Raw genomic sequence first — 12,297 nt, 5'->3', positions numbered from 1 at the left:
TCGTCGCCCACAGGAGTGTTCCATGTTGTTTCTAAAAAGTACCTCAGTGAGCAAGGCCCCCGGTATTTATGAGGTGGACATCGCTGCCAAGCCGCCAGGCAAGACCTTCGGCATTTTTCTCGCCACCGATCCCGACCAGCCTCCGCATGCGCTGCTGGGGCAGTTGAAGTCGCTCGGTTTCGAGAACACCTACAGTTCGGCCTACCTGCACAAGGACCAGGGCAAGGTGCTGGACCTGCATTTCCAGAAAGATGGCACGGATATCTTCAAGGGCTGGAAGACGGACGAGTGCACGCATAACCTGGCCGCCATCACGGCGCTATTCGAGGAACATGGCATCACGATCACACCGCGCGTGATGTCGATGGCGGAAGCCTACGCCTGAAAATAGCAGATTGCCGGGAGCGTTACTTCTCTTAAGTTTCGCTTAAGTTCTGCCAACTTATTTCAAAATCGCATCATCTTCGTCCTGATGAGGTGTCTTACATCTCGTCACAAATCTTACGGGATACTGAAGGACGTAGCTTTTTCACGGTGTTACTCTTTCCCTCATCGCACTTCGCTGAACTGCGAATCAAGGCACGTCAACTTATTTGAGAAAGAGAGAACATGATGAAAAAGATCCTGTTTGCAATGATCGCTTCCGTTACTGCAGTCGCCGGCATGAGCGCTGCGCACGCTGATGGTGCTTACGTCGGTGGCGGTGTCACCGTCAACCGTTATAACTTCGATGTTCCTGACGCTACCAGCGCCGGCAACCACAGCGGCTACCAGGCTGGCGGCAAAATCTATGCCGGTTACGACATCGACAAAACCTGGGCAGTGGAAGGCGGCTATGCCGATTTCGGCAGCAAGGACTATAACTACATCACCAGCGCCGGTAGTGGCGGCGTGAAAAGCGATTCCCACGGCTATTACCTGGCTGGCAAGGCTACCATGCCTGTATCGGACAAACTGGGCGTGTTCGGCAAGCTGGGCGTGGCCCGCGTGAACACTGGCCTGACCGGCACCGGCCTGTCGACTGGCATCACGGGTGATAACAAGACGGGCGTGTACGCTTCCGTTGGCGCCCAATACGCGATCAACGAGAAAGTCTCGCTGACGGCTGAGCTGGAACACTTCGGCAAGAGCGCCGATCAAGGCAACAAGGCTACCGGCCTGGCCTTGGGCGCACGCTATAACTTTTAAGCTGACATAAGCTGACAATAGCGTTAGCTGAAAAAAAGGCAGTCACCTCGCGGTGACTGCCTTTTTGTTTTACAGAGCCAGACTTAGACGGTCAAAGGCTTGTAGCGGATACGTTTCGGTTTCGCGCCTTCTTCACCCAGGCGTTTCTTCTTGTCGGCTTCGTATTCTTGATAGTTGCCGTCAAAGAAGGTCACTTGCGAGTTGCCTTCGAATGCCAGGATGTGGGTAGCGATACGGTCCAGGAACCAGCGGTCATGCGAGATGACCATCACGCTGCCGGCAAATTCCAGCAGGGCGTCTTCCAGCGCGCGCAGGGTTTCCACGTCCAGATCGTTCGACGGTTCATCGAGCAGCAGGACGTTGCCGCCCATCAGCAGGGTTTTTGCCAGGTGCAGACGTCCGCGTTCACCGCCGGACAGATTGCCCACCAGTTTTTGCTGGTCCGAACCCTTGAAGTTGAAGCGGCCCAGGTAGGCGCGCGACGGCATTTCAAAGCGGCCCACGGTCAGCATGTCGGCGCCGCCGGACACATCTTCATACACGGACTTGTTGTCCGCCAGATTGTCGCGGTTCTGGTCGACGATGGAAACGCGCGCCGTCTGGCCGATCACCACTTCGCCACTATCCGGCTGTTCCTTGCCCGTGATCATCTTGAACAGGGTCGATTTACCGGCGCCGTTGGGGCCGATGATACCGACGATGGCGCCGGCAGGAATCGTGAAGTTCAGGTTATCGATCAGCAGGCGGTCGCCAAAGGCTTTCGACACATTCTTGAATTCGATGACGTCATTGCCCAGGCGTTCAGCCACAGGGATGAAAATCTCCTGGGTTTCGTTGCGCTTCTGGTATTCGTGCTCGGACAGCTCATTGAAGCGGGCCAGACGGGCTTTCGACTTGGCCTGGCGTGCTTTCGGGTTCTGGCGCGACCATTCCAATTCTTTTTGCAGCGCTTTCTGGCGTGCCGATTCCGTCGCTTCTTCTTGCTTCAGACGGGCTTGCTTCTGGTCCAGCCAGGTCGAGTAGTTACCTTTCCATGGAATACCATGGCCACGGTCCAGCTCCAGAATCCACTCGGCGGCGTTGTCGAGGAAGTAGCGGTCATGGGTAATCGCCACCACGGTGCCCGGGAAGCGCAGCAGGAATTGTTCCAGCCAGTCGACCGATTCCGCATCCAGATGGTTGGTCGGCTCGTCAAGCAGCAGCATGTCCGGTTTCGACAGCAGCAGCTTGCACAGCGCCACGCGGCGTTTTTCACCGCCGGACAGCACGGCGATCTTGGCATCCCATGCCGGCAGGCGCAGCGCATCGGCGGCCATTTCCAGCTGCAGATTCAAATTGCCGCCGTCGGAAGTCGAGATGATCGCTTCCAGGCGTGCCTGTTCCGTGGCCAGCGCATCGAAGTCGGCGTCTTCTTCGGCATAAGCGGCGTACACGGCTTCGAGCTTGGCTTGCGCTTCAAACACTTCGCCCAGGCCCGATTCGACTTCTTGGCGCACGGTTTTTTCAGGATCGAGCTGTGGTTCCTGCGGCAGGTAGCCGATGTTCAGGCCCGGCATTGGCACGGCTTCGCCCTGGATGTCGGTGTCGATGCCTGCCATGATTTTCAGCAGGGTCGATTTACCGGAACCGTTCAGGCCCAGCACGCCGATCTTGGCGCCTGGGAAGAAGGACAGGGAAATATCTTTCAGAATCTGGCGCTTGGGCGGAACGATTTTGCCCACGCGATTCATGGTGTAGACGTAATTAGCCATTAGAAATCTCGGGTGATATACAAAGACGGACAGGATACGGTAAACGCCCGCTTACGGCCAGCGCTGTGCGCTGTGGAAATGGGCACGAAGCGGACACGATCAACAGTTTCAAGCGGTGTTGCGCGAGATACGGGTGGTCCACAGTCCCTCGATCGCATACAGGGCCAGGGCGATCCAGATCACCATGAAACCGAGCATGCGCTCCGGCGTAAACGCTTCATGGAAGACCCATACGCCGATCAGCAACTGACCCGTGGGGGCGATGTATTGCAGCAAACCCAGCACGGCCAGCGGCAAGCGGCGCGCGCCGGCCGCGAACAGCAGCAGGGGAATTGCCGTGATGGGGCCGGAAGCGAGCAGCAGGGCGCGCGTGCTGTGCGATTCTGTATTGACGAAGCCGCTCTGGCCTTGCCAGCCCAGCCACAGCATATAGACCAGCGCCAAGGGGAACAGGATCAGGGTTTCAAACGACAAGCCTTCCAGCGCACCCAGTACGGCCGTCTTGCGCAGCAAGCCATAGCCGCCAAAGGTTGCCGCCAGCATCAGGGCGATCCATGGAATCTGTCCCGCCTGCCAGGTCAGCCAGGCCACGGCACAGGCTGCCAGGCCGATGGCCAGCCACTGCAGGCGGCGCAAGCGTTCGTGCAGTAGCAAGAAGCCCAGCATGACATTGACCAGCGGCGTGATGAAATAGCCGAGACTGGCATCGACCACGTGATTGTTGTTGACGGCCCAGATATAGATGAACCAGTTGGCGGACAGCAAGAAAGCGCTGGCAACGAAGCTGGCCACCACGCGCGGCTGGGTTTTCAGGCTGCGCAGCCAGCCCCACTGGCGGCGCACGGTCAGCACCACACCCAGGAACAGCAGCGACCAGACCATGCGGTGGGCCAGGATTTCCTGCGGCGCGACCTCTTCGATGGCATGGAAGTACAGTGGAAACAATCCCCAGCACAAGAAGGCGAGGGAAGCGTACAACATGCCTGGATTCATGGTGGCGTTCGCTGAGTAGTAGACAATCTGTCATTATCGCTGAAAACACGGGGGACTGCCCGGCACTGCTGGCGAGGCGTAGAATGGCAGCAAATCAGCGATACCCCGCTTTTATTCGCCCGTTGGGCAACAAAAAACACGACCTTGGGACAGCCAGGAACCATGCAAAATTACACTTGCTATTTGCCAATACCTATCATATTGTGCGATGCAACAAAACAAAATCGGGTGCAACCTTGACCTCCGAACATAAAAAAAGCAGCCTGGTCGGCTTGACCCTGGCTGCTGTCGGTATCGTGTATGGCGATATCGGCACCAGTCCGCTGTATACCCTGAAGACTGTCTTTGACCCCGCCCACGGCCTGGAACTGACCCACGGCAACTTACTCGGCATCATCTCGCTGATCTTCTGGAGCCTGACCATCATCGTCTCGCTCAAATACGTGACCTTGGTGTTGCGCGCCGACAACCGCGGCGAGGGCGGCATCATGGCCTTGATGGCCCTGGTCTTGTCCTCCGTCAACCGCAGCTCGCGCTGGTATTTTGCGCTGATGCTGATCGGCGTCTTCGGCGCCACCCTGTTTTATGGCGATAGCGTGATCACGCCGGCCATCTCGGTGCTGTCAGCCATCGAAGGCCTGGAAGTAGCCACCCCTGCCTTGAAACCGTATGTCGTGCCACTGACGATTTTGCTGCTGCTGGTGCTGTATTCGGTGCAGTCGCATGGCACGGCCGGCATCGGGCGCTTCTTCGCACCGGTGATGGTGCTGTGGTTCGGCGCCCTGGCCATCATGGGGGTGATCAACATCATCAAGGCGCCGGCCGTGCTGGCCGCGCTCAATCCCCTGTATGCCGCCACTTTCCTGCTCAACCATGGCTTCGTGGCGTTTGTTGCGCTGGGCGCCGTGGTGCTGGCGCTGACGGGCGCCGAAGCCTTGTATGCCGATATGGGCCACTTCGGCAAAAAGCCTATCCAGGTCGCCTGGTTCTTGATCGTCTTCCCTGCGCTGGCGCTCAACTACCTGGGCCAGGGCGGCTTGCTGCTGATGCATCCTGATGCGATTTCGAATCCGTTTTACCAGCAACTGGGCGCCTGGAGCGTCTACCCGCTGGTGGTGCTGTCGACCCTGGCCACGGTGATTGCCTCGCAAGCGACCATTTCCGGCACCTTCTCGATGACCAAGCAGGCAATCGCGCTGGGCTTCCTGCCACGCATGCGCGTGCGCCACACCTCGGAAAGCGAGATCGGCCAGATCTACATCCCTGCCGTCAACTGGCTGCAACTGGCCGTGGTGCTGCTGGCCGTGATCGGTTTCGGTTCCTCGGAAAACCTGGCCGCCGCCTACGGTATCGCCGTCACGGCCACCATGATGGCCACCACCGTGCTGACCTTCTTCGTCATCCGCTACCGCTGGAAGCTCAATCTGTTCCTGTGCTGGGCCGCCACCGGTTTCTTCCTGACCATCGATGTGATGTTCTTCTCGGCCAGCGCCTTGAAGCTGCTGCATGGCGGCTGGTTCCCGCTGCTGCTGGGCTCCATCCTGTTCATCGTCATGCTGACCTGGAAGCGTGGCCGCGAACTGGTCTTCCAGAACCTGGAAAAACATGCGATTCCACTCGACGATTTCCTGTCTTCGCTATTCATTTCTGCGCCACAGCGCGTGGCCGGCACGGCCATCTTCCTGCGCGGCCAGACCGACGGCGTGCCGCACGCGCTGCTGCACAACCTGCTGCATAACAAGGTGCTGCATGAGCGCGTGATTTTCCTGACGGTCTATATGCATGAAGAACCGTGGGTGGCGCCATCCGAGCGCGTGCGCGTAGAAGACCTGGGCCACCAGTGCTACCAGGTGAACGTGCATTATGGATTCAAGGATGAACCCGATATTCCGGGGGCGCTGGCGCAGTGCGCGGACCAGGGCCTCGATTTCGAGATGATGGAAACTTCGTTCTTCATCGCCCGCCAGACCATTATTTCCACGCCGGGCGCCGGCATGATGCCATGGCGCGAACATCTGTTCGTCACCATGTCGCGCAATGCGCGTACGGCAGCCGACTACTATCAGATCCCGAGCAACCGGGTCATCGAACTGGGTACGCAAGTGGAAATTTGACGGGCAGGGTACGGCAGAATAATTATTTTGACAATGTTGTATTGTCACCCTATTTTCTGCCGTGCTTACCTCTGCTTACAAGTCGGCTTCCCGACACCTGTTAAACTGCGCTACACAGCGGTTCGCACCGTACGGACCTCAGTCACACTCCAATATTTAAAGGGAAACCATGAAATCGGTATTTCAATTGATTGCTAGTATCGCTTGTGCCGTAGTATTGACCGCTTGCGGCGCCGCCGCTTCCGACACGAAACCTGTCGTGATCGATCCAGCTACGCAGGTGGCGACATTAACCGTTACGGACCTGACCGTCGGTACCGGTGCGACGGCTACGGTAGGCAAGACGCTGACCATGACCTATACGGGATGGCTGTATAACTCGGGCCAACCGGATGGCAAGGGCAAGCAGTTTGATGCAAGCAAGCCAGGCGCGAGTTTTGGTCCTATCGTACTGGGCAGTGGCAATGTGATCCCTGGCTGGGACCAGGGCCTGGTGGGCATGAAGGTTGGCGGTACGCGCCGTTTGCTGATTCCATCGAGCCTGGCCTATGGTCCTAGCGGCAGTCAGAAGGATAGCAATGGCAACCAGGCGGTTCCACCGTATGCTGGCCTGGTATTCGAGGTGACACTGATTTCGGCGAATTGACCATTTGATTTGAGCAGCGATGATTTAGACAACGGGCGATCCTGCGGGTCGCCCGTTTTGTTTTCAGCCATCGTTCAGGCAGGCGCCAGTTCCTGGAAATAATAGGTGGCACCGCCCAGGCTGGCGGGCGCATCGTATTGCAGCACTTGCGTACGGCGCAGGGCGACGGGGGCGCGAAAGGCGGGACCATCGTAGACAAAGGTATGGAATTCGCCATTCTCTCCGCAGGCGTCGACGCCGGGCGGCAGGTCGGCCAGGAAGCTGGCGTCAAATTCACGGCCGCAAAAGTCGCGTGACAAGTGCTGGCCATTGACACACACGACGATGGCCTTGAAGCCGGCGCCCAGGAATTCGTCGACCAGCGTGCGGCGCACTTCGCCCCATAGCGGTAGATGCGCCGTCAGGCCGGCGCTGGCACAGACTTTTTCTTCCCAGTCGCGGTGCGGCTGCAAGTCGATATCGCCAAAGATGGCGTGTGCTATACCCGCCGCTTTTGCTTCGCGCAGTACATCGATAAATTTTTCCTCATAGCTGGCCCAGCTGGCGTGATAGCGCTGCAAGCTGGCGCCCAGGCTGGCCGCCTGCGCTGCCAGCAGTTCTGGCGGCACGCCGTGCGAACGCGACTTGCGGCCATCTTCATCCATCGCCGTGACCAGCAGCGGCACGGACATGCCGGCGGCGCGCGCACGCCACAGGGCCAGGCAGGAATCCTTGCCGCCGCTCCAGGAAATGAGCGCCGTCGTCATACCGCCGCCTCGCTGGAGGCGGGGCGCAGCATGTCGATGTGTGCGATGCCATCTTCGTCGTAAGGCGCGCTGACGGTGACGAAACCAAATGACTGATAAAAACGCTCCAGATAATGCTGGGCGCCGATGCGGATGGCGTGCCCAGGATGCTGCGCTTCAGCACGTGCGATACCTTCGTTTAGCAATTGCTTGCCAGCACCGCCGGCGCGCGCCTCGGGTGACGTCAGCACGCGGCCCAGCGACATTTCCGTGTACTTGGCGCCCGGCGCCAGGCAGCGCAGATACGCCGCCAGCTGGCGCTGGCCATCGACGGTGCGCCAGCCCAGCAGATGCATGGCTTGCTGATCGTAGCCATCGATGTCGGGGTAGAGGCATTGCTGTTCCAGCACAAACACGCGCTGGCGCAAGGCCAGCACCTCATACAGCGTGTGGGTGCCGAGTTCTTCGAAGGTGAGCCATTGCCAGTTGATCATGCGTGTTCCGAAAAGTCAGCGAAAGAGCATCATTTTAAAGGTGCACGCGAAAAAAAACCGTACTGCGGTGCAGGCAGCACGGTTTTGATGGCGATACGATGGCTTGCCGCACAGCGCGGCGCGCAGTAGCTTATGCCAGGTGTCCTCAGACGATGGTCAGGGTAACGTCGATATTGCCACGGGTGGCGTTCGAGTACGGGCACACGATGTGGGCGGCGGCGACCAGCGCTTCGGCGGCGGCGCGCTCCATGCCTGGCAGCGAGATTTTCAATTCCACTTCGATGCCGAAGCCGGTCTCGATGGCGCCGATACCGACATGGCCTTCGATAGCCAGGTCCGCTGGCACGGCGATCTTGTCGCGGCCGCCGACGAATTTGATGGCGCCGATGAAGCAGGCCGAGTAGCCGGCGGCGAACAGTTGTTCCGGGTTGGTGCCGACGGCGCCGTTACCGCCCAGTTCTTTCGGCGTGGTCAGTTTCACGTCCAGCACATTGTCGGACGAGACGGCGCGGCCTTCACGGCCACCGGTGGCAGTTGCTTGAGCGCGATACAGGACTTGTTTGATCGACATGATGGTTTCCTTTAGTTTATTTAATAGATAACGACTAAATAGTGTGCTACTTGCTGCGTGCCTAAGCACCCCTGGAGGCCCGTCTGAAACTATCGCTGCGGCGTCCATGTGCTCAATATATATCGCGCACTATTTAATTGCAAGCGATTTTATTTTGAGGTCTTTATCATTAATACTTTATTTCCTTGCCTTTGTCGCCAGCACAGGCCTTCCGTCGCATAATGTCCACCGCCGTGGACGCCACTGCTTATGCTAGGCGCACTACCATATTCAGGGAAAAATCATGACCAGCCTGTTCTTTATTCTGCGCCTGACCTTGGCGACGATGATTAGCTACATCATCGTCTCGGCCATCCTGGTCGAAAATTATTTGCGCCATATCTTTTGGCATCCCGATGATTTTTTTGTCACCTTGGGCTTCTTGCTCGCTGCTATCGTCATCAGCAATGCCTTTTCGCATGTGCGGCGCGTGCGCCTGATTGCCAATGAAGTCAATGCCAGTACCCTGTCGAGCCGTCAGCGGCGCCAGATCGAGATCCCGTTCGAGGCGGGCGAAGCATTCGACATGATCGATGCGGCCATCCGCGAATTGCCAGGCAGCGAAGTGGTGGAAAGTGCGCGTGACAGCTTGCAGGTGCAAGCCCGCGTGCGCCGCGCCGCGCCGTACACGCACACCGGTTTGCCACGCATGCGCTTGCTCGCTTTCATGGAACCGCGGCCGAACCAGATCCTGGCCACCATCACGCCGAATGGCGAAGCGGGTAGCGTGACCCTGATTTGCGAGCCGGCGCGCAATGCATGGACCGACTGGTTTATGGTTGACCATGGCAGCAACCTGGAAAACGCGGAAGCGGTAACGCGCGCCATCACGCGCCGGGTGGCGCAGCGCCGTCGCGGCGAACAGGCCGAAGCGCGCCAGACGGTGACGGAAAAGGAACTCACGGTCGCCAAGCTGAGTCTGCTGCATGCGCAGGTCGAGCCGCACTTCCTGTACAACACCCTGGCCAGCGCGCAGCTGCTCACGCGCAGCGATCCGGCTCTGGCCGATGAGATGCTGGGTAATCTGATTTTGTACCTGCGCCACTCCTTGCCGCGCACCGAGCAATCGATGTCCACCCTGGGTACGGAACTGGAACGGGCGCGCGCTTACCTCGATATCCTGAAAATCCGCATGGGCGCCCGTTTGAACCTGCAGATCGAGGTGCCGGCTTATCTGCGCCAAGTGGAACTGCCGCCGATGATGCTGCAAACCCTGGTGGAAAACGCCATCAAGCATGGCCTGGAGCCGAAAAGCGGCGGCGGCACCATCTGGATCATGGCGCGCAGCGGCAATGGCACGGTGATCGTTACGGTGGCCGATGATGGCCAGGGTTTCCGGGACGACGGCACGGGCACCGGCATCGGCTTGCGCAATGTACGCGAACGCCTGCGGCTGACGTATGGCGCTGCCGCCTCGTTTTCCATCCTGGCCAATTTTCCCGATGGCGTCACGGCCACCATCACGGTGCCAGACGTTAGCGCGCAAGGAGCGTCACATGGATAAGACGACGCCGGGCATGACATGCATCATCGCCGAAGATGAAACGCTGCTGCGCGATGCGCTGGTCGCCATGCTGGGTGAAGTATGGCCCGACCTGCGCATCCTGGCCGTCTGCGACGATGGCGGTACGGCGCTCGATGCGATTGCCACCTTGCAGCCCGACGTGGCCTTTCTCGATATCCGCATGCCCGGTTTGTCCGGCATGGAAGTGGCGGCCGGTGCGCTCGACGCCAGCCCGGGCACGCAGGTGGTGTTCGTCACCGCCTACGACCAGTATGCGATCGAAGCCTTCGACAAGGGCGCCGTCGACTACCTGTTGAAACCGATTGCCAGTGAGCGCCTGCAGGCCACCATGCAGCGCGTGCAGGCCAGGGCCGCGCGCGGCGATGCACCGGACGCCGCGCTGGCCGGCTTGCTGCAGCAATTGACGGGCGCCTTGCCAGCGATTGCCAAGGCGCCGCCGCTGGTGTGGGTGACGGCCAGCAGCGGCAAGGATACGCGTTTGATCATGGTCGACGATATCGCCTATTTTCAGTCGGACACCAAGTACACCGCGGTGATCACGGCCGAAGGCGAGGCGCTGCTGCGTAAACCGATCCGCGAACTGCTCGACGTGCTCGACCCGGCTATTTTTAAACAGATACACCGCTCGACCATCGTCAACATGAAGATGGTGGCGTCGGTGACGCGTGATGAAATGGGACGTGGTCTGCTGCGCCTGAAAACGCGGCCGGAAACGCTGAGCGTCAGCCAGCCGTTCATGACCCTGTTCAGGAATATGTAGCGCCCTTGTCTTTACACGCCGGCGCATAAAAAAACTCGCTCTACGGAGCGAGTTTCTTGTTAGCTATTCAATCAAGAATGATGCGATTGAATGATCAAGGCTCTTCCAGAGGCTTGCTGTCCTCGTTCTTTGGAGGATGGCCGCCGCCATTGTTGCCGCCGAACTGTTCGTTAATAACATTGTCCCACCAGTAGCCACCGGAAACAATTTCCAACTCTTCCAACGATAATACTTGCATGTGACTCTCCCGGAATTTTATAAGATTATCAAGCAGAATAACCATGAATGTTTCGTCACGGAAAATAAATTCTACTAGCCTGGATCGGGTTGAATACTCACCAATATTCACATTTTGCAAATAGAGTGAAAAATATTAATGTGAGAATATGAGAGTGTTGCTGCTGGCCGCAAACCAGCTGGTAACGCCGCCTTTTACTCCGCCGTCTCGAAACCTTCGAGCACGTTCACCACATTGATGCCCAGCTCTTTGACTGCATAACCGCCTTCGAGGATAAAGGCGGTCGGCAAGTCCAAAAAGGCCAGGCGTTCGCCCAGGCGCAGGAAGTCGCCGCTTTGCAGGGTGAAGTGCGACAGCGGGTCGCCCGCATACGTATCCACGCCCAGCGATACCACCAGTGCGTCGGGGCCATACATCTTGATGCGCAAACAGGCTGTTTCCAGCGCGGCGAACCAGTTGGCGGCGGAGGTGCCGGCCGGCAGCGGCAGGTTGAGGTTATAGCCGGTGCCCGCGCCGCTGCCCGTTTCATCGGCGTGGCCCAGGTAAAACGGGAACTCGTTGCGCGGATCGGCGTGCAGCGAGACGAACAGCACGTCGTCGCGTGCATAAAAAATGCTCTGCGTGCCGTTGCCGTGGTGGTAGTCGAGGTCGAGGATGGCAACCCGGCGCGCGCCATCGTCAAGCAAATGCTGGGCTGCCAGCGCGGCGTTGTTCAGGAAACAGTAGCCGCCAAAGAAATCACTGCCCGCATGGTGGCCGGGCGGCCGGGTCAGGGCAAAGGTGGCGCGTTCGCCCAGGCGCAAGGCGTGGGCGGCATTGACGGCGCAGTCGGCGCCCGTCTTGGCGGCGGTCCAGGTGCCGCTGGTCAGCGGCGTGCCATTGTCCATCGAATACAAGCCCAGTTTGGCGGCGAAATTATCGGGTTCGATATCGCTGCGCAGGGTGCGCACGGGCCAGACGGAGGGCAGCGCATCCTTGCTGGCATTGTCAGGGTCCAGCGCCAGCCAGTCATGCCAGGCATGGCGCAAAAAATGCAGGTAGCGCGGCGTGTGGATGCGTTCGAGCGAGGTCAGCGGTACGCCGTGCGGCGTGACGATGCGGCCCAGGTTGCGCCGCCCCAGTTCGGCCACCACCATGTCGGCCCGTTCCGGTTTTTCGAAACAGGGCACCAGCTCGCCGCGGAACATTTCAAAGCGGCCCCGATGCTGGCTGTGCAGTTCATTATAGAAGGTCAGCATGGGGCGCCTGGTGGA

Annotated in this window: 13 protein-coding genes; 6 read left to right on the top strand and 7 right to left on the bottom strand. The window is 59.0% G+C overall.

Features of this window, described 5'->3' with window-relative positions:
• Positions 1-22 precede the first annotated feature (22 nt).
• Positions 23-385 (top strand): hypothetical protein, encoded by a 363-nt coding sequence (locus HDE75_RS19910; protein ID WP_183679554.1) that lies wholly within the window; start codon positions 23-25, stop codon positions 383-385.
• A gap of 224 nt (positions 386-609) precedes the next feature.
• A complete protein-coding gene (locus HDE75_RS19905; RefSeq protein ID WP_260174214.1) occupies positions 610-1,188 on the top strand; it encodes a porin family protein in 579 nt (192 codons plus the stop codon).
• A gap of 83 nt (positions 1,189-1,271) precedes the next feature.
• Here the strand turns inward: HDE75_RS19905 and ettA are convergent, their stop codons facing one another.
• Positions 1,272-2,939, bottom strand: coding sequence for an energy-dependent translational throttle protein EttA (gene ettA, locus HDE75_RS19900; protein WP_183679557.1), 1,668 nt, complete (start codon positions 2,937-2,939; stop codon positions 1,272-1,274).
• A 108-nt stretch (positions 2,940-3,047) separates the two neighbouring features.
• Positions 3,048-3,932 (bottom strand): EamA family transporter RarD, encoded by an 885-nt coding sequence (gene rarD, locus HDE75_RS19895; protein WP_183679558.1) that lies wholly within the window; start codon positions 3,930-3,932, stop codon positions 3,048-3,050.
• A 236-nt stretch (positions 3,933-4,168) separates the two neighbouring features.
• On the opposite strand from rarD, the gene HDE75_RS19890 reads away from it, so the two are divergent.
• Positions 4,169-6,046, top strand: a complete 1,878-nt coding sequence (locus tag HDE75_RS19890) for a potassium transporter Kup (protein ID WP_183679560.1) — start codon at positions 4,169-4,171, stop codon at positions 6,044-6,046.
• 169 nt (positions 6,047-6,215) lie between these two features.
• Entirely contained in the window at positions 6,216-6,692 is a 477-nt protein-coding gene (locus HDE75_RS19885) for an FKBP-type peptidyl-prolyl cis-trans isomerase (protein WP_183679562.1), read from the top strand.
• A 74-nt stretch (positions 6,693-6,766) separates the two neighbouring features.
• Here HDE75_RS19885 and HDE75_RS19880 read toward each other — a convergent pair whose 3' ends face one another.
• The 3 genes from HDE75_RS19880 to HDE75_RS19870 all read right to left on the bottom strand — a co-directional run bounded on the left by HDE75_RS19880 (position 6,767) and on the right by HDE75_RS19870 (position 8,482).
• On the bottom strand, positions 6,767-7,438 hold the full coding sequence (locus HDE75_RS19880; RefSeq protein WP_183679564.1) for a Dph6-related ATP pyrophosphatase: 672 nt from the start codon (positions 7,436-7,438) through the stop codon (positions 6,767-6,769).
• The gene (locus HDE75_RS19875) at positions 7,435-7,911 is read right to left on the bottom strand and encodes a GNAT family N-acetyltransferase (RefSeq protein WP_183679566.1); all 477 of its coding nucleotides are present in this window, start codon (positions 7,909-7,911) and stop codon (positions 7,435-7,437) included. Before HDE75_RS19875 ends, HDE75_RS19880 begins: the two co-directional genes overlap by 4 nt.
• A gap of 145 nt (positions 7,912-8,056) precedes the next feature.
• The gene (locus tag HDE75_RS19870) at positions 8,057-8,482 is read right to left on the bottom strand and encodes an organic hydroperoxide resistance protein (RefSeq protein ID WP_183679568.1); all 426 of its coding nucleotides are present in this window, start codon (positions 8,480-8,482) and stop codon (positions 8,057-8,059) included.
• A gap of 283 nt (positions 8,483-8,765) precedes the next feature.
• Between HDE75_RS19870 and HDE75_RS19865 the strand changes: the two genes are divergently transcribed.
• Entirely contained in the window at positions 8,766-10,025 is a 1,260-nt protein-coding gene (locus HDE75_RS19865) for a histidine kinase (RefSeq protein ID WP_183679570.1), read from the top strand.
• Positions 10,018-10,806, top strand: a complete 789-nt coding sequence (locus tag HDE75_RS19860; protein ID WP_260174215.1) for a LytR/AlgR family response regulator transcription factor — start codon at positions 10,018-10,020, stop codon at positions 10,804-10,806. The genes HDE75_RS19865 and HDE75_RS19860 overlap by 8 nt, the downstream gene beginning before the upstream one ends.
• A gap of 94 nt (positions 10,807-10,900) precedes the next feature.
• On the opposite strand, the gene HDE75_RS19855 is transcribed toward HDE75_RS19860, so the two are convergent.
• Both HDE75_RS19855 and HDE75_RS19850 read right to left on the bottom strand, forming a co-directional pair.
• Positions 10,901-11,044, bottom strand: a complete 144-nt coding sequence (locus HDE75_RS19855; protein WP_183679571.1) for a hypothetical protein — start codon at positions 11,042-11,044, stop codon at positions 10,901-10,903.
• Between the two features lie 194 nt (positions 11,045-11,238).
• A complete protein-coding gene (locus tag HDE75_RS19850) occupies positions 11,239-12,282 on the bottom strand; it encodes a histone deacetylase family protein (protein ID WP_183679573.1) in 1,044 nt (347 codons plus the stop codon).
• Positions 12,283-12,297 lie beyond the last annotated feature (15 nt).

It is taken from the genome of Janthinobacterium silvisoli (assembly GCF_014200725.1).
GTDB lineage: Bacteria > Pseudomonadota > Gammaproteobacteria > Burkholderiales > Burkholderiaceae_D > Janthinobacterium.
The sequence above is the reverse complement of the archived record's forward strand: the minus strand, read 5'-3'. Positions and strand labels throughout refer to the sequence as shown.